The sequence below is a fragment of the Polaromonas sp. P1_E12 genome (genome assembly GCF_056405975.1).
Map to the genome: position 1 here is coordinate 31,452 of NZ_JBFUBB010000002.1, position 20,861 is coordinate 52,312.

The 20,861-nt window shown below is 62.8% G+C and carries 17 protein-coding genes and 1 pseudogene; 11 read left to right on the top strand and 7 right to left on the bottom strand.

The window, feature by feature from the left end; genetic code table 11:
- Window positions 1-85: 85 nt before the first annotated feature.
- Window positions 86-601, bottom strand: a complete 516-nt coding sequence (locus AC1D13_RS05925) for a hypothetical protein (RefSeq protein ID WP_457279824.1) — start codon at window positions 599-601, stop codon at window positions 86-88.
- A 170-nt stretch (window positions 602-771) separates the two neighbouring features.
- On the opposite strand from AC1D13_RS05925, the gene xdhC reads away from it, so the two are divergent.
- Window positions 772-1,608: a xanthine dehydrogenase accessory protein XdhC gene (gene xdhC / locus AC1D13_RS05930; RefSeq protein WP_477665495.1), complete on the top strand. Its 837-nt coding sequence runs from the start codon at window positions 772-774 to the stop codon at window positions 1,606-1,608.
- 202 nt (window positions 1,609-1,810) lie between these two features.
- Entirely contained in the window at window positions 1,811-3,040 is a 1,230-nt protein-coding gene (locus tag AC1D13_RS05935) for a urate hydroxylase PuuD (RefSeq protein WP_477665496.1), read from the top strand.
- A gap of 12 nt (window positions 3,041-3,052) precedes the next feature.
- On the opposite strand, the gene AC1D13_RS05940 is transcribed toward AC1D13_RS05935, so the two are convergent.
- Window positions 3,053-3,988: a LysR family transcriptional regulator gene (locus AC1D13_RS05940; protein WP_477665497.1), complete on the bottom strand. Its 936-nt coding sequence runs from the start codon at window positions 3,986-3,988 to the stop codon at window positions 3,053-3,055.
- Between the two features lie 101 nt (window positions 3,989-4,089).
- On the opposite strand from AC1D13_RS05940, the gene AC1D13_RS05945 reads away from it, so the two are divergent.
- Both AC1D13_RS05945 and AC1D13_RS05950 read left to right on the top strand, forming a co-directional pair.
- Window positions 4,090-5,178: a tartrate dehydrogenase gene (locus tag AC1D13_RS05945; RefSeq protein ID WP_477665498.1), complete on the top strand. Its 1,089-nt coding sequence runs from the start codon at window positions 4,090-4,092 to the stop codon at window positions 5,176-5,178.
- A 79-nt stretch (window positions 5,179-5,257) separates the two neighbouring features.
- The gene (locus AC1D13_RS05950) at window positions 5,258-6,238 is read left to right on the top strand and encodes a tripartite tricarboxylate transporter substrate binding protein (protein ID WP_477665499.1); all 981 of its coding nucleotides are present in this window, start codon (window positions 5,258-5,260) and stop codon (window positions 6,236-6,238) included.
- Between the two features lie 89 nt (window positions 6,239-6,327).
- On the opposite strand, the gene AC1D13_RS05955 is transcribed toward AC1D13_RS05950, so the two are convergent.
- Window positions 6,328-6,663, bottom strand: a complete 336-nt coding sequence (locus AC1D13_RS05955; protein WP_457279830.1) for a DMT family transporter — start codon at window positions 6,661-6,663, stop codon at window positions 6,328-6,330.
- 133 nt (window positions 6,664-6,796) lie between these two features.
- On the opposite strand from AC1D13_RS05955, the gene AC1D13_RS05960 reads away from it, so the two are divergent.
- Window positions 6,797-8,155, top strand: coding sequence for a glycerate kinase type-2 family protein (locus AC1D13_RS05960; protein WP_477689166.1), 1,359 nt, complete (start codon window positions 6,797-6,799; stop codon window positions 8,153-8,155).
- A 65-nt stretch (window positions 8,156-8,220) separates the two neighbouring features.
- Here the strand turns inward: AC1D13_RS05960 and AC1D13_RS05965 are convergent, their stop codons facing one another.
- The 3 genes from AC1D13_RS05965 to AC1D13_RS05975 form a co-directional block, all read right to left on the bottom strand.
- A complete protein-coding gene (locus AC1D13_RS05965) occupies window positions 8,221-9,738 on the bottom strand; it encodes an amidase (protein ID WP_477665501.1) in 1,518 nt (505 codons plus the stop codon).
- Between the two features lie 206 nt (window positions 9,739-9,944).
- Window positions 9,945-10,943, bottom strand: a complete 999-nt coding sequence (locus AC1D13_RS05970) for a Bug family tripartite tricarboxylate transporter substrate binding protein (RefSeq protein WP_457279833.1) — start codon at window positions 10,941-10,943, stop codon at window positions 9,945-9,947.
- Between the two features lie 63 nt (window positions 10,944-11,006).
- A complete protein-coding gene (locus AC1D13_RS05975; RefSeq protein WP_477689167.1) occupies window positions 11,007-12,140 on the bottom strand; it encodes an NAD(P)/FAD-dependent oxidoreductase in 1,134 nt (377 codons plus the stop codon).
- 75 nt (window positions 12,141-12,215) lie between these two features.
- Here AC1D13_RS05975 and AC1D13_RS05980 point away from each other — a divergent pair, with 75 nt between their 5' ends.
- Entirely contained in the window at window positions 12,216-12,827 is a 612-nt protein-coding gene (locus AC1D13_RS05980) for a helix-turn-helix domain-containing protein (protein ID WP_457279835.1), read from the top strand.
- Window positions 12,828-12,930: 103 nt separating this feature from the next.
- On the opposite strand, the pseudogene rtcR reads toward AC1D13_RS05980, so the two are convergent.
- Window positions 12,931-14,460: pseudogene (gene rtcR / locus AC1D13_RS05985) on the bottom strand (RNA repair transcriptional activator RtcR); the annotation flags it as partial.
- Between the two features lie 199 nt (window positions 14,461-14,659).
- On the opposite strand from rtcR, the gene AC1D13_RS05990 reads away from it, so the two are divergent.
- The 5 genes from AC1D13_RS05990 to AC1D13_RS06010 all read left to right on the top strand — a co-directional run bounded on the left by AC1D13_RS05990 (window position 14,660) and on the right by AC1D13_RS06010 (window position 20,848).
- The gene (locus AC1D13_RS05990) at window positions 14,660-16,213 is read left to right on the top strand and encodes a vWA domain-containing protein (RefSeq protein WP_457279836.1); all 1,554 of its coding nucleotides are present in this window, start codon (window positions 14,660-14,662) and stop codon (window positions 16,211-16,213) included.
- Between the two features lie 608 nt (window positions 16,214-16,821).
- A complete protein-coding gene (locus AC1D13_RS05995) occupies window positions 16,822-18,054 on the top strand; it encodes an RtcB family protein (RefSeq protein WP_457279837.1) in 1,233 nt (410 codons plus the stop codon).
- Window positions 18,041-18,682 (top strand): hypothetical protein, encoded by a 642-nt coding sequence (locus AC1D13_RS06000; RefSeq protein ID WP_457279838.1) that lies wholly within the window; start codon window positions 18,041-18,043, stop codon window positions 18,680-18,682. Before AC1D13_RS05995 ends, AC1D13_RS06000 begins: the two co-directional genes overlap by 14 nt.
- 19 nt (window positions 18,683-18,701) lie before the next feature.
- Complete coding sequence (rtcA, locus tag AC1D13_RS06005; RefSeq protein ID WP_457279839.1) at window positions 18,702-19,760, top strand: RNA 3'-terminal phosphate cyclase; 1,059 nt, start codon at window positions 18,702-18,704, stop codon at window positions 19,758-19,760.
- A 119-nt stretch (window positions 19,761-19,879) separates the two neighbouring features.
- The gene (locus AC1D13_RS06010) at window positions 19,880-20,848 is read left to right on the top strand and encodes a hypothetical protein (protein ID WP_477689168.1); all 969 of its coding nucleotides are present in this window, start codon (window positions 19,880-19,882) and stop codon (window positions 20,846-20,848) included.
- Window positions 20,849-20,861 lie beyond the last annotated feature (13 nt).

Consider the following 20,861-nt stretch of genomic DNA (forward strand, 5'->3'; position numbering starts at 1 on the left):
GGTTCCGCGGCTCATGCTGGCATGGCCGGCTCGCTTCGCATCGCATCGCCTTCTTCTCGTGCTTCTGCCCTTTGTCGGCGGAGTTCTAGTCCTGTCCCTCAGTAAGGGTGTCGAGCTGGAATTTGCCGCTCTTGTGCCAAAGCCAGGTGTCGGTGTAGACCACCTTGCCCATGCGCGTAGGCGCCGGGAAGGGGGACGCCTGCTGGATGGTGCGTTCGATCTCCGCTATCACTTCGGGTGCATGGCGCGGTGCGCGCATCCAGTCCAGGCGGGTGACGCGGCCGACCCTGTCGATTTCCACATTCAGCACACCCACGGCATACAGCAGCGGTGGCATGCGGCCTTTGTAGATACGGTCGGAATTGAGGCCGTAGATGTGCGTGGCGCCGTCTTCCCGGTAGGCGCGCGGTGTAGACGCCCCCGAACTTCTGGCGGAACCTTGCGGCCCCGCGATCGGCCCGATCACCGGGGAAGAGGGTTCCGGGGCCTTCGATGTCGGTGCTGCGGGTTCCGGCGCGGTCTTGCAGGCGCTCACCACTGCTGCACCGGCTGCAGAAAGCAGGGCCACCAGCCAGAAGCGGCGCGGTGTGGAGTCGGACATGTCTTGTCTCATCGTGCTTGCCTTTGCCGGCTTTTTGAGCGGCCGGCTCATTGAATTCTGTATATACCTGCTATCACGCCCCGTAGCTGCCAGGGGCCAAGGTGGTGCTAAGGTGGCGTTCAAGGCATTTTGCCCAATATTTTGTCCACCCACCTGTCAAGTCGTCACCAATGGTTTCCAGTGTCTCCAGTCTGCAACTTGAAGACTTCCTGGCCCGCCTGGCCTCGGCGCCGGCGGTGCTGGTGGAGGTGGCAGAGGCGCAGGGCTCGGTGCCTCGCGAGGCGGGAACCTGGATGGCCGTCTTTCCCGATGCGCTGGTGGGCACCATAGGCGGCGGCCACCTGGAATACGACGCCATCGCCAGAGCTCGTGCGCTGCTCGCGGATGGCGCCGAGGGGCGTCAGGCGACAACCGTGCGCGTGGCGCTGGGTCCTTCGCTGGGCCAATGCTGCGGCGGCGTGGTGGAGCTTCGCTTTGAGTGCGTCAGCGTGGGTGACATACAGGCGCTCGCCTTGCGGCTGGGCCAGGCCGCGCTGACGCCGGTGGCGCTGTTCGGCGGCGGCCACGTCGGCCACGCGCTGGTGCGGGTGCTCGCGCCCTTGCCGTTTTCACTCACCTGGATAGACAGCCGCGATGGCGTGTTTCCCGCCAGCGTGCCGCCGCGCGTGATGGCCGAACATTCCGATCCCGTACAAGCCGCCGTGCCTGGCCTGGCGCCGCAGTCCCGTGTGCTCATCATGAGCTTCAGCCACGCGGAAGACCTGGACATCGTGGCCGCCTGCCTGCTGCGCCAGCGAGAGAAATCCGATTTACCCTACATCGGCTTGATCGGGAGCAAGACCAAATGGGCGGTATTCCGCCACCGCCTGGAAGCTCGAGGCTTCGCCGCGGGCGAGCTGGCGCAAGTGACGTGCCCCATCGGCGTGCCCGGCATTACCGGCAAGGAGCCAGAAGTCATCGCCGTGGCGGTAGCGGCCCAGCTGTTGCAAACCATCAACGCGGGTTGAGCGCGGCGCAGAAATTTTTCGGAGCTGAAGCCAAACTCTATAAACTTGGCGCGTCAGGCCGCAGCGGAGCCGGGAAGCCGGAGCTAACTTCAAGTTGGCGCCAGCTTCTTTTGTTCGCGGCCACGTTTTCTGCTTACAGCGCCCGCAGTGGTGAGCAGGTTGCACAAGGCAGCGCCCTCGCGTGCTGCATAGGTTGAGAGATATGGAAAACTACCTTCTCGACTGGGCCAACCTGCTGCTGCGCTGGGTCCATGTCATCACCGCCATCGCCTGGGTGGGTTCCTCGTTTTATTTTGTCTTTCTCGACAGCAGCCTCACGCCGCCCGAGGATGAAGACCTCAAAAAGCAGGGCGTGAGCGGCGAGCTCTGGGCGGTGCACGGCGGCGGTTTTTACCACCCCGTCAAATTTGCCGTCAAGCCGCCGCAGCTGCCGGCCCATCTGCACTGGTTTTACTGGGAAAGCTACAGCACCTGGCTGTCGGGCTTTGCGCTGTTCACGATTTCCTATCTGTGGAACGCCGGCACCTACCTCGTCGACAAATCGCTGATGAACTGGTCGCCCGGTGCGGCCGGTGCGGTGGCGCTGTCCTTCTTTGTAATTTTCTGGATGCTGTACGACGGCATCTGCCAGCTGTTCGGGCGCAAGAAAAACGGAGACGCCATCGTCGGCGCGTTGGTCGCGGTGCTGGTGTGCGCAGCCTCGTGGCTGGCCTGCCACTGGTTCGCCGGGCGCGCGGCCTTCCTGCTGGTAGGCGCCATGATGGCCACCGCCATGAGCGCCAACGTGTTCTTCTGGATCATCCCCGGCCAGCGCAAGGTGGTGGCCTCCATCAAGGCCGGCGAGCCGGTCGATGCGGTGCACGGCCAGCGCGGCAAACAGCGCAGCGTGCACAACACCTACTTCACGCTGCCGGTGCTGTTCGCCATGCTCAGCAACCACTACAGCTTCACCTGGAGCCACCCGCAGAACTGGCTGGTGCTGATTTTGATGATGCTGGCCGGTGCGGCCATCCGCCAGTTCTTTGTGCTGCGCCACGGCTACAAGCTGGGCCGCAACCGACACCCGTTGCCGTATGCGCTGGTGGGCGTGGCTGTCATCGCCGCCGTGATCGTCTGGATGAAACCTCCTGTCGCTGTGGGCGCTATCAATTCAGTAGCTGGTGGCGCACAACCAGTGGGCGCTGCAAGCCAAAACAGCTTTCAACAAGTGCAGGCCATCATGGCCCAGCGCTGCTACCTGTGCCACGGTGCGCAGGTGCAGATGAAAAACGTGCGGCTTGATTCGCCCGAGGCATTGGCGCGCCACGCGACGCAGGTCTACCAGCAGGCGGTGGTCACGCGGCTGATGCCCATGAACAATGCCACGGGCATCACCGAGGCCGAGCGGCAGGCGATCAGGCAGTGGTTCGATGCGGGCGCCAAAACACAGTAAGCCGGGCAAGCCTTACCAGTTGCCCGCCAGCCCCGCAGCGCGTGTGGACGGCTTGCCGAAGTGCTGGGCCAGGAAATCCACAAAAGCCCTGACCCGCACCGAATGCTGGTGGCGGGCCGGGTACACCGCATGGATGTCGGCTGCCGGTGTGCGGTAGTTCTCGAGCACCTGCACCAGCCTGCCGCTGCGCAGGTATTTGGCGATGTCCCATTCGGCGCGCATCAAAATACCGTGGCCATCGAGCGCCCAGTTCACCGCAATCTCGCCGTCGCTGGTGCTGAGGTTGCCGTGCACCTTGATGGCCTGCGTGTGCTTGCCGGACGCCAGGCGCCACATGCCGTAGGCCTCGTCGCCCTGGCGTATGCCGATGCAGTTGTGCTGCGCCAGGTCGTGCGGCACCCTGGGCGTGCCGTGGCGGGCCAGATAGGCCGGTGAAGCGCAGAGCAGGCGGCGATTTGGCGCGATCAGCCGCGCAATCACGCGGGCGTCCGGCGGTTCACCGAAACGGACACAAACATCGAAGGCGTCTTCAGTCAGCGGCGGCGGATTGACCGTGAGCTGCAACTGCACTTCCACCTCAGGATGGGCTTTCACGAAACGCGAGATCAGCGGCGCCACATGGCTGCGGCCGAAGCCTATGGTGGCGTTCACGCGCAGCAGGCCCTTGGGCGCCGCCACGGCACTGGACACCTGCTGCTCCATGTCGTCAATGTCGGCGAGGATGCGGCGCGCGTGCGTGAGGTAAATCTCGCCTTCCTGCGTGAGGTTGGCGCGCCGCGTGGTGCGGCTCAGCAACTGCACCCCCAGCCTGGCCTCCATCTGCGCGAGCCGCTTGCTGACGGCTGCCGTGCTGACGCCGAGCTCGCGCGCCGTAGCCGACAGGCTGCCGTAGCGCGCCAGCAGGCTGAAAAAAGCCATCTCCGAGGGGGCTGTATTGACCGGATTCATTCATAACCTGTAGTTAACAGTGATCTTACTTTAAGAGGTTTTATTGCCTGTGCCAATCGCTACAGTGAGCAGATCACAACCGAGAAAACAGAGGAACCAACATGAAGACCTACAAGATCGCCTGCATCCCCGGCGACGGCATTGGCAAGGAAGTCATACCGGCCGGCCAGCAGGTGCTGCAGGCCCTGGCCGCGGCACAAAAGAGTTTCGCCTTCAGCTTCAGTGCTTTCGATTGGGGCGGCGACTACTATCGCCGGCACGGCATGATGATGCCGGAGGATGGCCTGGACGCGCTGCGCGACAAAGACGCCATCCTGTTTGGCTCGGCCGGCGACCCGCACATCCCCGATCACATCACGCTCTGGGGCTTGCGCCTCAAAATCTGCCAGGGCTTTGACCAGTACGCCAATGTGCGGCCCACGCGCATCCTGCCCGGCATCGACGCGCCGCTCAAGCGCTGCACACCGGAGCAGCTCAATTGGGTGATCGTGCGCGAGAACTCCGAAGGCGAGTACTCAGGCGTAGGCGGGCGCGCCCACCAGGGCCACCCGATCGAAGTGGCCACCGATGTGTCGATGATGACCCGCGCCGGTGTTGAACGCATCATGCGCTTTGCCTTCAGGCTCGCCCAGTCCCGCCCGCGCAAGCTGCTGACCGTGGTCACCAAGTCCAACGCCCAGCGCCATGCCATGGTGATGTGGGACGAGATCGCGCTGCAGATCAGCCGGGAGTTTCCGGACGTGACCTGGGACAAGGAACTGGTCGACGCCTGCACGGCCCGCATGGTCAATCGCCCCGCATCGCTCGACACCGTGGTCGCCACCAACCTGCACGCCGATATCCTGAGCGACCTGGCCGCTGCACTGGCTGGCAGCCTGGGCATTGCACCGACCGGCAACATCGACCCCGAGCGCCGCTTTCCGAGCATGTTCGAGCCGATTCACGGCTCGGCCTTCGACATCATGGGAAAAGGCCTGGCGAACCCTATTGGCACTTTCTGGAGTTGTGTCATGCTGCTGGAGCACCTGGGCGAAACCGGTGCGGCCGCGGTGTTGATGGCGGCGATTGAAAAGGCGACCGCGAACGTCGCCCTGCATACGCGCGACCTGGGCGGAAGCGCTACCACGGCGCAGGTCACCGAGGCCGTCTGTGCAGAGGTCGGCAGGCAGCGACTACTGCAGGCCGCTTGAGCCTTTCAGTGAAAGCCGGTGCAACCAGGCTACGCATGACGGCGAGTTTTCCGCTTCAGAAACATTCAGGAGACACACCATGAAAGTTGAAGTGAAAAAGTGGATAGGCATTTTCTGCATGGTCGCAGTGCCCGCCGCGATGGCGCAGACTGCCGCGCCCGCAGCGGGTGTGGTGTGCCCCGACAGGAACGTGCTGTACTGGCAGGCCTTTCCACCGGGTGGTGAGTCGGACCTGTCGGCGCGCCACCAGCAGGTCGTGCTCAAGAAAAAATGCCCGGCCGTCGACACCATCATCCAGTACAAGGCGGGCGCCGGCGGCGGCCTGATGTGGGGCCAGATGAACAGCCTGCCGGGCGACGGCCTCAATGTAGTGGGCATCAACCTGCCGCACATCGTGTTTCAGCCCATCGAGGGCGAGGTGCAGTACAAGACTGCCGACATCGTGCCGGTGTTCTGGTTTCACTACACCCCCGACGTGCTGGTGGTGCCCGAGAAAAGCCCGATCAAAACGTTTGCAGACTTCATCGCCGCAGCCAAAAAAGACCCCGGCAAGCTGAACCTGGGCGGCTCGGGGCTGAACTCCGCCAACCATGCGGCGCATGAGCGGCTCAACGCTGCCTTCGGCGTCAAGAGCACCTACGTGCCCTACAAGGGTACGGGCGACATGTCGATGGCCGTGATCGGCTCGCAGGTCGACGGTGCGATGACCTACACGCCGTTTGCCATCGGCAACAAGGGCAGGGTGCGCCCGCTGGCAGTCGCCATGGAAAAGCGCCACCCGATGATGCCCGACGTGCCCACCTTCAGGGAGCTCGGTGTGGACTGGGTGGACGGCGCCTACCGCGGCATTGGCGTGCCCAAATCCACCCCGCTGGAGGCGCGCAGGCGCTTGTCCGACATGTGGGCCGTGCTGAACAACGACCCCGAGATGAAGGAACTCGCCGCCAAAAATGGCTTTGAACTCGTCAGCGTGGGCCTGGACCAGATGGACGGCTTCATGAAGGAGCGCATCCGTATCTACACCGAAGGTGCGAAGCGCCTGGGCCTGGGGAAAAAGTAGCTCCCGGCGCCGGTCGGTTATGGCTTCAACTCCAATGTCGGATCTTTGCCGTGAGATGAAAGTCCTGTCAGGGCCGCAAGACCGGGGCGTCAGTGGAGGCTGGTGGTGTTGGAAAGAAGGTTCAACACCACCACGCCGGCAATGATGAGCGCCATCCCCACCATGCCCCAGAGGTCAATCTTCTGCTGGTGAACGAAGAAACTGGTGATGCTGATCAGCACAATGCCCAGGCCCGACCAGATTGCGTAGGTCACGCCGGTGGGGATGGACTTCATCGTCACCGTGAGGAGATACAGCGCGGTGCCATAACCCGCGATGCTGATCAACGAGGGCACCAGGCGCGTGAAACTGTCGCTGGACTTGAGTGCCGTGGTGGCAATGACTTCGGCAACGATGGCAATGCCCAGGGCCAGGTAAGCGTTCATGAGGCTCTTCTTTCTGCTTCGGTGGATGATGGCTCATTCTAGGAAGCTGCCTTTCCGGCGAAATCCCAAACCCTCCCGCGTTGCCGGGTTACTGCCCGGTTACCACGGCACAATCCGGGGTGGAGACATTTCAATGACTGCAGCCAAGACACCTACCCCCGGCACGCCCATCCCGGACGCCGCCACCCAGCCGCGCGAGTTCCTCGAGCACCTGTACGCCGCCGCCGTTGCGCGCGCGCTGCCGCTTGAGAACACCGCACGCTACCTGCCCAAACCGCCCACCCCCGAAAGCGGCGGACGGACCATCGTGATCGGTGCGGGCAAGGCCGGCGGTTCCATGGCGCAGGCGGTGGAGGCACTTTGGCCCGCCGACGCACCGCTTGAAGGCCTGGTCGTGACCCGCTACCACCACATCCCGCCGCGCCCCGAGGGACTGAAACAGCGCATCGCGATTGTCGAAGCCGCGCACCCGGTGCCGGATGCGGCAGGGCTGGAAGCTGCACAGCGCATCCTGGCCATGGTGCAGGGGCTGGGCAAAAACGACCTGGTGCTGTGCCTGATCTCGGGGGGCGGCTCGGCGTTGCTGACCTTGCCGGCTGAAGGCCTGACGCTGGAAGACAAGCAGCGCATTAACAAGGCGCTGCTCAACAGTGGCGCCAATATTTCCGAGATGAACTGCGTGCGCAAACATCTCTCGCGCATCAAGGGCGGCCGCCTGGCCGCAGCCTGCGCGCCGGCGCGTGTGGTGACGCTGACCATCAGCGATGTGCCGGGAGACGATCCGTCCATCATCGCCAGCGGCCCGACGGTGCCCGACGCCACCAGTTGCGCCGAGGCGGTGGCCATCCTGCAGCGCTACGGCATTGAAGTGCCGGGCGCCATCATGAGCCTGCTGGAGCAGGGCGCACTCGAAACCCCCAAGCCGGGCGACGCGGTCTTCAAAGGCCATGAGGTGCACATGATCGCCACGCCGCAGCAAAGCCTGGAGGCTGCCGCCGCAGTGGCGCGCGCAGCCGGCTTGCAGGCGCACATCCTGAGCGACGAGATGGAAGGTGAATCCCGCGAGGTCGGCAAGGTGCATGCGGCGCTGGCCCGTGCCGTGGCGCTCAAGGGGCAGCCCTTCAGCAAGCCCTGCGTGATCCTGAGCGGCGGGGAAACCACAGTGACCGTTCGCAAGCAAGCAGAAGGCACGCCGCGCGGCCGCGGAGGCCGTGCCGGCGAATTCTGTATGGGCCTGGCCCTGGCCCTGCAAGGCCAGCCGGGCGTGTATGCGCTGGCAGCAGACACCGACGGCATCGACGGTGTGGAAGACAACGCGGGTGCCTATGTAGCGCCCGACACACTGCAGTGCGCACTGGCCAAAGGCATGAAGCTGGACCAGTACCTGGACCGCAACGACGCCTACGGCTACTTCGAGCCGCTGGGTGGCCTGGTCATTCCGGGGCCCACACATACCAACGTCAATGACTTCCGGGCGCTATTGATTTTGTAGCTGCTCGCGCAGGTTCTACCTGCGCTGCGGGCCTGTTTGATACATAAAACAGGCGAAAAAAAGCCTCACACGGCTGTCAAACCACCTGTGCCGGGCGCCGCGCTGATTTCGGGCGGATGCGTGACGATGGATTTGAGTTCCGGCCGTGCCGTCTGCAAAGTTTGCAAATCGGGTTGCGGCCTGCGCAGCGTGTCGCTGGCCTCAAAGACCTGTTCCAGCGCCTGGCATGCAGCCAGCAGTTGCGCATCGGCGTGCAGCCGTCCAATCACCTGCAGTCCGAAGGGCATGCCGTGTTCGTCTTTGCCGCAGGGCAGCGCGAGCGCCGGGTTGGTGGCCAGGGTCACCACATAGGTCAGGCCCAGCCAGTGGTAGTAGTTGCGCATGGCCTGGCCGTCGATGTTGCCGGCATACAGCTCCGTCCAGGGAAAGGGTGTGACCGGCGTGACGGGCGCCAGGATGATGTCGTATTGCTCGAAAGCCTTGGCAAAGCGGCGTGAAATGCGTGTTTGTTCCAGGTGCGCCCAGGCGCGGTCCGCCAGCGTGATGGCAGCCGCGATTTCCATGTTGGCGCGTACATTCGGGCCCAGGGTCTCGGGGGCGTTGCGATAGGTATCGGCGAATGCCGCTACAAAACTTTCTGCGCGCAGCGTGTCAAAGGCGCGGTCGGCATCGCCCAATTCAAGGTCTATCGGCTCGCAGCTCGCTACCAGCGGCCGGACGGCTTCCACGCGCTGGCGGAACACGCGCCGGATTTCCGGGTCCACGATGCACATGCCAAAGTCTTCCGTGGTGCCCACACGCAAGGTGGAAAGGTCCACCTGCTTCAAGGGCCAGAACGTGGAGGCATCCACCGGGTAGGAAAGCGGGTCGCGTGCGTTCGCGCCCACGCTGGCGGCAAAGAGCAGCGCCGTATCGGCCACGTTGCGCCCCATCGGCCCCAGCACGGAGATGACAGACCAGCCCAGGGGCCGGGCGTCGTTGGCCACCAGCCCGGGCGAAGGCCGCAGGCCGACCACGCCACAGAGCGAAGCCGGAATACGCAGCGAGCCGCCGGTGTCGGAGCCGGTGCAGATCGGCAGCATGCCGGCTGCCAGCGCCGCCGCCGAGCCGCCGGAAGAACCGCCCGCGTTGAGCGTGGGGTTGAACGGGTTGCCCGTCGCGCCCCACACCGGGTTGCGCGAGTTGGCGCCGGCGCCCATGTCGGGCACATTGGTCTTGGCCGTGACGATGGCGCCGGCCGCGCGCAGTTTGGCCACCAGTGCGTTGTCTTTGGCCGGCACGTTGCCGCGAAGTCCTATGTTGCCGTAGGTGGTGAGCAGGCCCGCGGTGTCCTGCAGATCCTTCACCCCCAGCGGCAGTCCGTGCAAAGGGCCCAGCGCCCCCCCGCGCATCACTTGCGCTTCGGCTTCGCGTGCACCCTCGCGCGCACGCGTGAAGTCGGTCGCGCAGATCGCGTTGATGGCGGGGTTGAGGCGTTCGATGCGGTCTATGCAGGCGTCCATCAGCTCCACCGGCGATACCTCGCGGCTGGCGATCAGGCTGCGGAGTTCGACGGCGGAGATGTCTGGAAGGGTGGAGTGCATATCAATGTCTTGTGTCGAAGGAAATGGTCATGTTCCGCCGCCGGGCCGCCCCAAGGCGGAACGCGCCCCCTCGGGGGGGCAGCGAAGCACACGAAGTGGSGAGCGTGGGGGCCAGGTCTCGCCGCCGGGCCGCCCCAAGGCGGAACGCGCCCCCTCGGGGGGGGGCAGCGAAGCACACGAAGTGGSGAGCGTGGGGGCCGTCATGACTAATCTGTTTTGATCTGGGAGCGTTCGGCCAGCGCCTTCATGCGCGCGATCTCGGCCGTCACCAAGCCGGACCAGTCGGGAACCGCGGTATAGCCGGGTTCGAAGCCGGCGGCCTTGAGCTTGTCCAGTGTTTCGGTGCTGGCCATCACCGTGGCCAGGGCCTTTTCCAGCCGTGCCTTGACGGGCGCCGGCAGGCCCTTGGGCGCCACCACGGCCAGCCAGGCGTTCATGTCGACGGCTGGGTAGCCGGCCTCGGCCATGGTCGGCACATTCGGCAGCAGGGCCGAGCGCTTGTTCATGGCCACGGCCAGCACGCGGATCTTTCCGGACTTGAGTTGCTGCGATGCGGCGACCACGGTGTCGAAAGACACCGGGATTTGGCCGCCGATCAGATCGGTCATCAGGGGGCCGGAGCCTTTGTAGGGCACATGCGTCATCTTCAGGCCCGTGGCCGTATTGAACATCGCGCCGGCGAAGTTGGAGCTGGTGCCGTTTCCGAAACTGCCGTACAGGTATTTGTCCGGATTGGCCTTGGCCGCCGCCACGAACTGGTGCACGTCGGCGGCCGTGACCGACGGGTTCACCAGCATGGCCAGCGCCACTGAGCCCACCATGCCTATCGCCTCAAAGCCCTTGGCCGGGTCATAAGACAGCTTGGGTTGCAGCGCCGGGTTCAGTGTGAAGGTGGAGTTGGAGCTCACGAGCAGGGTATAGCCGTCGGGCTTGGCGTTGGCCACTGCGGCGGCGCCTATGGCGGTGCCGGCGCCCGGCTTGTTTTCGACCACCACGGGCTGGCCCAGCTGGTCACCCAGGGCTTTGCCAAGGATGCGCGCCAGCACGTCGGCCGCACCGCCAGCTGGGAAGGGTGCGACCAGTGTGACGGGCCGCTCAGGAAACTCGGCCGCATGGGCGGGCCCGCCCACGGCGGCAAGTCCACAAAAAAAGACAGCGCTGGCGGCCAGCGTGCGGCGCATTGCTTTGAAAGACATGTGTTGCATGGTAGGCCTCGTTGAAAATTTGATCAATCGGAAGGGGGTGATTCGAAGGGGCGGGCTCAAGAGTTAACGCAAACGGGCCGGTGCGAGCCTGGAGGCTTCAACGCCTTGCTGGCGCAGCTCTTCAGGCAGCGCCGCCTGGCGGATCAGCGCATCGGCCAGCGCACTTGCACCGGCCGCGCTCTGGATGCCGTAGCCGCCCTGCGCCGCGAGCCAGAAAAAACCGGGGCAGGCGTTGTCGTGGCCAATCACCATTTCCCCGTCGGGTACAAAAGAGCGCAGGCCGGCCCAGGTGCTGGAAGGGCGGCGGATCGTCAGTGTCGACACGCTTTCGATCTGGTGGATACCCATGGCAATGTCCAGCTCTTCAGGAGCCACGTCGTGCGGAACCGTCGGGTCCGCATTGGCGGGTGAGCCCAGCAGCTGCCCGGCATCGGGCTTGAAGTAATAGCTTTCGTCCACACCCACCACGGCGGGCCAGTGTGAGGCGTCCATGCCCTCGGGCGCCTTGAAGGTAAAGGCGCTGCGCCGGTGCGGCACCAGGCCGATGGGCTGCGCGCCAAACATGGCGGCCAGCTCGTCAGCCCAGGCGCCTGCGGCATTCACCACGGTTTTGGCGCGCAGCGTCTCGCCGTCGCTGAATTGCAGGGCCCAGCGCTGTCCGTCATGCGTGGCCTGTGTCAGTGTGGCGGCGGTGCGCAGCTCTCCGTCGGCGCCTGCCTTCTGGCGAAAGCCGCGCAGAAAGCCCTGATGCAGTTCATGCACATCCATGTCCTGCGCGCCTGCGTCGTACAGCGCGCCGTGCACCACATCGGGCCGCAGGCAGGGCACATGGGCCAGCGTGGTGTCGGCGTCCAGCGTCACCAGGCCGGGGCAGCTTGCGGACAGTTCCTGGCGGGTGTGCGCCAGTTCTTTTTCCTGGCCGTGCGTGGCAAGGTAAAGCACGCCCCGGGGCTGTATCAGCGCCGGGTGAAACCCTTCCGGCGGCCGTTCGTAAAACCCGCGGCTGGCACGCGTCAGTGCCCGCACCATGGGCGGGCCATAGGTTTCCATGAACATGGCCGCCGACCGGCCGGTGGAGTGAAACCCCGGCTGGGATTCACGTTCGACGAGCGCAACGCTGCGTTGCCCGGCCAGGCGCCAGGCCAAAGATGCGCCCGCAATGCCGGCGCCGAAGATCAGGATGTCAAATTCTCTCATTTGAGAATTCTCACATGCGAGAATCGTGCCTGTCCAGCCCATTTACCGGGATTTTTCGAAAAAAGGGAAAACACCATGCCTGCACGCCCCGCCCGCAACCCTGCCGCCGCCCCCGAGGCGGACCGGGTGCGGCTCGGTCTGAGCCTGCGCGGGCACCGCAAGGTGCGGCGGCTGACGCTCAAGGACCTGTCCGGCCGTTCCGGCGTCGCGCTGTCCACGCTGTCCAAGATGGAGTTGGGCCAGATTTCGGTCAGCTATGAAAAGCTGGCCGCCGTGGCGCGGGCGCTGTCGCTGGACGTGGGGCAACTGCTGGACGCGCGGGCCGCGGCGCCGGCCCCCGGCGCTGCAAAGCCGGTGGTGGTCTGGTCCGAGGCGGGCGGTGCGCCAGCCTACAGCTCTGGCAACTATGACTACGGCGCGCTGGCCGCCGGCTTTCCGGGCAAGCGCATGACGCCGATGCACGGCCGCATCGTGGCGCGCAGCCGCAGCCAGTTCCCTGACTTCATCCGCCACGCAGGCCAGGAGTTCGTAATCGTGCTGTCGGGCCGTGTGCGCATCGAGTTCGAGACCGGCGAAATCATCGAAGTGGGGCGCCATGAGTCGGCCTATTTCGACAGTGGCGTGGGCCACATCTATCTTTCGCTGGGCCGCAGCGATGCGCAGGTGCTGGTGGTGATGAGCGAATAGGGCTGCCTGGCCTTGTGTCTCGGGTTTGTACCCAGGTTCAGGTCGACAGCTGCTCCCAGGTCAGGTCAAATTTCAGCAGATATTTGCGCAACCGGTCCGCATCGTTCACCACGCTGCGCTGGGTACGTGAGACATTGAAGAGCACCCGCCCGGCGTCGCTGAGGGAAGCGCTTTTGCGGCAAACCTCAATCACGGCTTGAAGCTGTAGCTGTTCAAAGTAATCGAGTGTGTCCGCGGCGCCTCCCATTAATTCGGCGAGTGAGGCAGCGCCGCCGCTGGCTTCCTGTTCTGTGGCCTGCCATTGCCAGCGTAGCCGCGCGATCTCGGCCTCCACCAGGCTCGCGCCGATGCGGCCGTTGTCGCCCAGCGTGGCAAGGCGGGTGATGGATGCGCTCAAGTCCCGAAAATTGCCAGCCCAGATGGCCTCGCCCGATTGTGCAAATCGCAGGTAGGCGGCGCGGGCTTCGGCGGTCATGCGGGTTTTTCTGCCCAGATCTTCGGATGCGAGCATGAGCTGGTGGTCCATGTTGGGCTCGATATCCTCCCGGCGCTGGCTGAGGCCGGGCAGGGTGTACGTCCACAGATTGATACGCGCAAAAAGATCCTCGCGGAAGCGCCCGCGGGCGACTTCCAGACGCAAGTCCTTGTTGGTGCCGGCGATCAGCTGGAAGCTGCTTTCGACTTCTTTGTCGGCGCCTACGGGCAGGAAGCGCTTTTCTTCCACGGCCTTGAGCAGCATGGCCTGCTCGTCCAGGCCCAGCTCGCCAATCTCGTCGAGAAACAGCACGCCCTTGTCGGCGGTGCGCAGCAGGCCGGGACGGTCATTGGCCGCCCCGGTGAACGCTCCCTTCTTGTGGCCGAACAGCGTGGAGCCTGCACCGTCGCCGTGCAGCGTCGCGCAGTTCACGTCGACAAAGCTGCCGCTGACCTGGTGGCGTGACTTTTTGAGCTCGAAGATGCGCCGCGCCAGCATCGACTTGCCCGCGCCGGTCGGTCCGGTCAGCAGGATGGGCGCCTTGCTCTGGACGGCGATGTGTTCGATTTCCTCGATCAACTTGTTGAAGCGGGGGTTGCGTGTGGCGATGCCGCTTTTGAGGAAGGACACTGCATCTTGCTGCGCCACCGCAAGCCGCGTGTTGATCGCGTCATACCGCGAGAGGTCCAGGTCAATCAGTTCATAACTGCCCACACCGTGGCCTTGCCGGCCCCTGGGCGGCGCCGTCTGCAACAGAACGCCGGGAATGAAGCGCGCCTCGACCAGCAGGAACAGGCAGATCTGCGCTACATGGGTGCCGGTGGTGATGTGCGCCCAGTACTCTTCGCGCTCGGTGTCGAAGGCGTAAGCACGCATCCAGTCATACAGCGCGCCATAGACCTCGCCGAAATCCCAGGGGTTGGCCAGGTTCATTTCGACCAGCCGAACCTCGGTGCCGGGCGAGAGCTGAACCACGTCGTCACGCACCCGTTCGGCCAGCGCCTTGTTGCGCACGTCGTGCATCAGCTCCAGCCTGTCGACGATCAGGTCCTCATGCTGTGCGATCGACACCGTCGGCCGCCATTTCTCCCAACGGGAAGCACTCAGGCCCGAATCCAGTTGGGTACCCAGGAAACCCATCACCACTTTCTTCTTCATATTTCTAATGTACTAGCTTTAAAGCTAAAAAAATAGGAGAGATGAGTGAAGATGAACCGGTTATTTTTTGATTTTTATGAAAAATACTCAATTAAATCAATGATCTACGGTGATGGAGAAAAAGTTTTGAAGAGTTGGCACGCTGCCTGCAATACATAGTTCGTCACCACAACGGTGAATGCAAACAAGGAACAAGAACATGGCAAACACTCAACTATTTCAAAACAGCAAAGGCGCTTTCCCGTCTGCTTCCACCACTGTCAACGAGGCGGGTGGTGTGGCTTATGCTCTGGCACCTCGGCATGCGCTGGTGCAGTTGGCCGTCACCGGTTGCCTGAACAATGTTTACTACGCCGGTGCTGCCGAGCAACTGGACAAAGTGCTGGAGCTGGCTGCGCAGGTGGATGCGGGCTTCGTGGCCAAAACCGCCATCTATGCCCGTGAGCGCGGCCATATGAAAGACATGCCGGCGCTGCTGTTGGCCTCGCTGGCGACCCGCGATGTGGCACTGTTTGCCAAGGCGTTTCCTCGCGTCGTGGACAACGGCAAGATGCTGCGTAACGTGGTGCAAATTCTGCGTAGCGGCCGTGTGGGCCGTAAGTCAATGGGTTCGCGTCCCAAGAAGTTGGTGCAGGCCTGGTTGTGCAATGCAAGCGAGAAGCAGCTGCTGAACGCCAGCGTGGGTAACAGCCCGTCATTGGCCGACGTCGTGAAGATGGTTCACCCAAAACCGGCTGAGGCCTGGCGCGCCGCGTGGTTTGCCTGGTTGATTGGCCGTGACTTTGACGTGAGCCAGTTGCCCGAGGCGACGCGTGCTTTTGAAGCCTACAAAAAGGACCGCTGCGGTGCGGCACCCGATGTGCCTTTTCAGATGCTGACCGCGTTGAACCTGACCACCAACCAGTGGACCCAGATTGCCAAGAACGGCTCGTGGCAGATGGTTCGACAGAACCTCAACACCTTTGCGCGCCACGGTGTGTTTGGTACGACCAAGGCTGAAAAGGCCATTGCCGCCAAACTGCGTGATGTGCAGAGCATTGAGAAGGCCCGCGTGTTGCCCTACCAGTTGATGGCTGCCTACAAAGCGACGGATGAAACCGTTCCTCTGCAGGTACGTGAAGCATTGCAAGACGCGATGGAAATCGCGTTGAAGAACGTGCCCGCTCTGGTGGGTAAGGTGGTGGTGTGTCCTGATGTGTCGGGCTCCATGAGCTCGGCGGTGTCTGGACACCGTGGTTCTGCAACCAGTGCGGTGCGTTGTATTGACGTGGCGGCCCTGGTGGCTGCGGCTCTGCTGCGCAAGAACCCGGCAACCATGGTGCTGCCGTTTGAGCAGAAAGTCGTCAACTTGTCGTTGAACCCGCGTGACTCGGTGATGACCAATGCGGAGAAACTGGCTGCCGTGGGCGGTGGCGGAACCAACTGCTCGGCGCCGTTGGCCCTGTTGAACGCCGGTAAGGCCAAGGCAGACCTGGTGGTGCTGGTGTCGGACAACGAGTCATGGGTGGATAGCAAGCGTGCCGGTGCGACGCAAACCTTGCGTGAATGGGAAGTGTTCAAGCAGCGCAACCCGCAAGCCAGGTTGGTGTGTATCGACATCCAGCCTTACGCCCATACGCAGGCGCTTGAACGGCCTGACATCCTGAACATCGGCGGTTTTACCGATGAAGTGTTCAAGGTACTGGCTTTGTTTGCCGCGGGGGCGTTGGGAGCCGACCACTGGGTCGGATTGATAGACGAGCTGGCTTTGTAAGCCATGACTCGATGTGTTGAGCGTCGTCGCCTGAGGAATGCCGGTGTGATTACATCCAAACTGTTTCTATCACACAACTGTTAGTCCTCAGGCGGGGGCCTTTTTTAAAGATTGGCAAGAGGGTTTTCAAAAGCACGAATGCTGGCGGGATTACATTGGATATAGCCGGTTCGACTCTGGCCATGTGCATCACAGGAAACTGAATGCACATGAAAATCTCACCGATCCTTGTCGTGTTTTTGAAAGTTCTTGAAGAGAGAGCAAAAAGTTTTGATTGCCGGCGGCAAATGCGGTTGGAATTACAGCACTGTTAATGCCGAGGTCGCGGGTTCGAATCCCGCCGGTGCTGCAATGGGCTTGTGCCCGAGCCCATTGCAGCACCGTAGCTCAGTCTGGTAGAGCACGTATCCATTTCAACAATTTTGTTGCTGCTGGTGATCAAAAGGTTTTGGATGAATGCCCGTGAAATTACAGGTAGACGCGGCGTGCAAACGCTCTCGCGCTGAAAGGCGCGGGGTCTGGGTTCAAGCCCCAGCTTGGCAACAAGTGGCGGAATTTCATTTCACAAGCTCTAGTCATCCGTTTTTATTGAAAAAGGAAGAAAAACAATGAACTACCAACAACATGAAGTCACCGGCGGTGTGCCGGTCAAGATGTGGACCAACGGCGTACCGGTGGAAGCCCAGGCCCTGAAGCAGTTGGAAAACTCCGCCCGCCTGCCCATTGTGTTCAAGCACGTGGCCGTGATGCCCGACGTGCATTACGGCCTGGGCGCGACCATCGGCAGCGTGATCCCGACCTTCAAGGCGATCATTCCAGCTGCGGTGGGCGTGGATATCGGCTGCGGCATGATGGCCTGCAAAACCACGCTGCGCGCCGAAGACCTGCCTGACAACCTGGGTCCGCTGCGCTCGGAGATCGAAAAAGCCGTGCCGCACGGCTCGGCGCCCAAGACCTATCGCAGGAATGGTTCAGTGCGAGAGGTCGGCGCCTGGACGAATCCGCCCAGCGCGGCAGATGCGGCCTGGGGCCAGCTGGTCGAAGAGTTCGAGGCAATCTGCCTGGACTACCCACGCCTGAAGAACACCAACAACCACCGCCACATGGGAACGCTGGGTGGCGGCAACCACTTTGTCGAGGTGTGCCTCGACGAAGGCGGCGGGGTGTGGATCATGCTGCACAGTGGTTCGCGCGGGGTGGGTAACGCCATCGGTACGCACTTCATCGAGCTCGCGAAGAAAGACGCCGAGCTGCACCAGCGCAACCTGCCCGACAAGGACCTGGCCTACCTCGAAGAAGGTTCGCAGTACTTTGGCGACTATGTGCGCGGTGTGGGCTGGGCGCAAAAATTTGCGCGCCTGAACCGCGAGGTGATGATGCAGGCCGCCATTGGCGCGCTGCGCAAGGTGATCAGCAAGCCCTTCGAGACGCACCTGGAGGCGGTGAACTGCCACCACAACTATGTGCAGAAGGAAACGCACTTTGGGCAAGAGGTGTTTGTGACCCGCAAGGGTGCCGTGAGCGCCAAGGCGGGAGAGCTCGGGATCATTCCAGGCAGCATGGGCGCCAAGAGTTTCATCGTGCGCGGCAAGGGTAACCCGGACAGTTTCATGAGCTGCAGCCACGGAGCAGGTCGCACCATGAGCCGTACGCAGGCCAAAAAGCTGTTTACGGTGGACGACCAGATCAAGGCTACCGAAGGCGTGGAATGCCGCAAGGACGCGGAGGTGATCGACGAGATCCCGATGGCCTACAAGGACATTGACGCCGTGATGCTGGCCCAGAGTGATCTGGTGGAAGTGGTTTACACGCTCAAGCAGGTGGTGTGTGTCAAAGGTTGAGGGAGGGGGGCAAAAGGACAACGCTCTGCAGGCATTGTCCGGTCCTGCCCTGACGGCTCTTCGGGCAAAACTTGCCGAAGCAGGCTGCGTATTTGATTTTGCTGTTTACACGCTGGAGAAAGGCATTGATCCTTCTGCGGCGCTGCATCGGTGCGCGCTGGAGCTGCTGTTCGCGGACGTACGGGAGCGATGGTTGGTAAACCACCAGGAGGCCATCAAAAAATTTCCGCAATTTAGTGCGTCGAATTTTCATCAGCTCGACTACGACTGTGCCGCTGCGAGTCCGGAAATTTTGCCGGTGGAAAAAGTACAGGACCTCTTTTCCTGCGCGGCGCATCCAGCCGGTGCGCCTTGTTTGTTTTTGAGTTTTAGTGACCCACCTTACGGTTTCATGAAAGATGCTGACGCGAAGGCGCTGTTTGATCGGTGGTGTCAAATTTTAGGTTTGATCCCGGGCCATCTTCCTGAGGTGATCGACTGGGTTGGTGATCCTGATCTTGAACCATCGCGCAGCCAATGGAGTAACTATTTTGAAGCGGGAAAAGAGTGGTGGGGCATTTGGTGCCTGACGGTGTGGAACCCTGTTAACCGGACCTTGAGCGTGCTTGCCGCCAGCGCAACTGACTGATGATGAAAGAAGAAAAACAATGATTGAACTCGATGGCTCGCAAGGCGAAGGCGGCGGGCAGATTCTGCGCACGGCTCTGGCGCTCAGCTTGGTCACGGGCAAGCCGTTTCGCATGAACAACATCCGTGCGAAGCGGCCCAAGCCCGGCCTGATGCGCCAGCACCTGGCCTGCGTGAACGCGGCTGTGGCTGTGGGCGGCGGCGGCGATGAGACTTCTGCCGTCAATGCCACCGGTCAGGCCGTGCAGATTGGCGAAACCACGTTGCTGTTCACGCCAGGTGAGGTGCGCGCGGGCGACTACGAATTTGCGGTCGGCTCGGCAGGCAGCTGCATGCTGGTGCTGCAGACCGTGCTGTGGCCGCTACTGCAGGCCGAGGCGGCTTCGACGCTGCTGCTCAGCGGCGGCACGCACAACCCGATGGCGCCGTCGTGTTCCTTTCTGACCGCGCTGGCGCCTTATTTCGCCGGCAGCGGCGAGGCACTGTTTGACATTGAACTGCGCCGCCACGGTTTCTACCCGGCGGGAGGCGGGGAGGCGCGCGTGCGCCTGAACCCGCCCGCGCACGGCTTTTCGGCCATTCACCTCATGGAACGTGGCGCGTTGGTAGAGGCATACGCCGAATGTCTGCACGCCGGCCTGCCGAGAGGTGTGGCCGAGCGTGAGCTGGACGTGTTGCGCAAGGGGCTTGGCTGGCAGGAAGACTGCCTGCGCGACCGCGGGCTGCGCAGCAACGAAGGGCCGGGCAATGCGCTGCTGGCTGTCCTGCGCTATGAAAACATCACCGAGGTCTTTGCTGCCTATGGCGAAAAGAGCGTGAGTGCCGAGCAGGTTGCCCGCCGTGTGCTGCAGGAAGTGAAGGATTACCAGGCACACGAGGCGCCGGTAGGCCCGCACCTGGCAGACCAGCTGATGATTCCCATGGCACTGGCGGGCCTGCAGGGTCGGATGGGTCGCTATTGGGCGACGGAGCTGACCGAGCACACCCGCACCAATGCGCGGACCATCGAAGCCTTCCTGCCTGTGAAGTTCTCATGCGAGCCATGCGGTGGCGGAACGGTGATTTCGCTGCAGATGTGATGAATGGCCGGGTCATTCCTGGCCGATGCATGCCAATATGAAAACTGCGGGACGTTGCTGGTGTTGAGTCCGGAACCAGAGAAGCCTTACAGTATGGGCTGGTCGCATGAGGAACCTGCATGTCCAACGGCAAAAATACACTACCATCCGGCGCCCCCGATAAAGCCCAGATCGAGAACGCGATCGAAAAGGTCAATCGGCAGATCAAGATTCTGCGGGCCTTCAAAATATCGGTGACGCAAACCGGCTGGGATTCGAGCGTGGAGTCCCTGCAAAAGAAAGTCAACACCACCCTGGCCGACAGCTTTGGCGTGGGCACGCCCGAATACCGGCAGTTTGCCGTCGCGATACAGGATTTTCTGCTGGACAAGACTTTCGGCGACCGCTTCACGGACGACGAACGCCAGCAAAAAGTCAGGCAAGGGATCGATCTGGCCATCATGCGCGTGAATGCGGCCAAGAAGCTGCTGAGCGACTACCTCGATGGCACTGCAGCGCCGATAGTGGAGCCGGTTGCGGAGGCGAAACCGGTGCCACCGCCCCCACCACCGCCCCCACCAGCACCAGCACCAGCACCAGCACCGGAACCAGCACCGGAACCGGAGCCGGAACCGGAGCAGATCTCCACACCTTCACCTTCCATTCCAACGAGGATGCCCATGTCCAAGACCGATCTCTCTTCCGCCACCGCGCCGCAAGCCGTGTCCGGTTCTCGCGTGGCCATCCTGGGCCTGGGCGGAGATGCCGTGGGCGACGCGTGCCAGTTCATGGAGCAGCTGGGGCTGGAGGCGGCGATACTCGACGCCGTCACCATCGACCAGCTGGAGGGGCTGCGCAATGTGGCGTTTTTGCTGCTCCTGCCGGGCAACAAATCCGATGCGCCAGCGGCCATGCTGGCCATCGGGTTCATGCTGGCCGCGCTCGGCCGTAACCGCATTGCCTGCCTGCTGTCCGAAGACGACGCCTTGCCGGATGTCCTGAAAGGCGCTACAAGCATTTCGGTCGACGAGGCCGGATTGTGGCGGCTGCTGCTGGCACGTGAAATGAAGCGGGCAGGCCTGGAAGTGGATCTGAACCTTGCCATGTGAGTGGCGCCCCGGC

Excerpts from the sequence above, each read along its gene's own strand:
- AC1D13_RS05925 (WP_457279824.1), bottom strand. The coding sequence starts at position 601 with ATGTCCGACTCCACACCGCGCCGCTTCTGGCTGGTGGCCCTGCTTTCT.
- xdhC (WP_477665495.1), top strand. The coding sequence starts at position 772 with ATGGTTTCCAGTGTCTCCAGTCTGCAACTTGAAGACTTCCTGGCCCGC.
- AC1D13_RS05935 (WP_477665496.1), top strand. The coding sequence starts at position 1,811 with ATGGAAAACTACCTTCTCGACTGGGCCAACCTGCTGCTGCGCTGGGTC.
- AC1D13_RS05940 (WP_477665497.1), bottom strand. The coding sequence starts at position 3,988 with ATGAATCCGGTCAATACAGCCCCCTCGGAGATGGCTTTTTTCAGCCTG.
- AC1D13_RS05945 (WP_477665498.1), top strand. The coding sequence starts at position 4,090 with ATGAAGACCTACAAGATCGCCTGCATCCCCGGCGACGGCATTGGCAAG.
- AC1D13_RS05950 (WP_477665499.1), top strand. The coding sequence starts at position 5,258 with ATGAAAGTTGAAGTGAAAAAGTGGATAGGCATTTTCTGCATGGTCGCA.
- AC1D13_RS05955 (WP_457279830.1), bottom strand. The coding sequence starts at position 6,663 with ATGAACGCTTACCTGGCCCTGGGCATTGCCATCGTTGCCGAAGTCATT.
- AC1D13_RS05960 (WP_477689166.1), top strand. The coding sequence starts at position 6,797 with ATGACTGCAGCCAAGACACCTACCCCCGGCACGCCCATCCCGGACGCC.
- AC1D13_RS05965 (WP_477665501.1), bottom strand. The coding sequence starts at position 9,738 with ATGCACTCCACCCTTCCAGACATCTCCGCCGTCGAACTCCGCAGCCTG.
- AC1D13_RS05970 (WP_457279833.1), bottom strand. The coding sequence starts at position 10,943 with ATGCAACACATGTCTTTCAAAGCAATGCGCCGCACGCTGGCCGCCAGC.
- AC1D13_RS05975 (WP_477689167.1), bottom strand. The coding sequence starts at position 12,140 with ATGAGAGAATTTGACATCCTGATCTTCGGCGCCGGCATTGCGGGCGCA.
- AC1D13_RS05980 (WP_457279835.1), top strand. The coding sequence starts at position 12,216 with ATGCCTGCACGCCCCGCCCGCAACCCTGCCGCCGCCCCCGAGGCGGAC.
- AC1D13_RS05990 (WP_457279836.1), top strand. The coding sequence starts at position 14,660 with ATGGCAAACACTCAACTATTTCAAAACAGCAAAGGCGCTTTCCCGTCT.
- AC1D13_RS05995 (WP_457279837.1), top strand. The coding sequence starts at position 16,822 with ATGAACTACCAACAACATGAAGTCACCGGCGGTGTGCCGGTCAAGATG.
- rtcA (WP_457279839.1), top strand. The coding sequence starts at position 18,702 with ATGATTGAACTCGATGGCTCGCAAGGCGAAGGCGGCGGGCAGATTCTG.
- AC1D13_RS06010 (WP_477689168.1), top strand. The coding sequence starts at position 19,880 with ATGTCCAACGGCAAAAATACACTACCATCCGGCGCCCCCGATAAAGCC.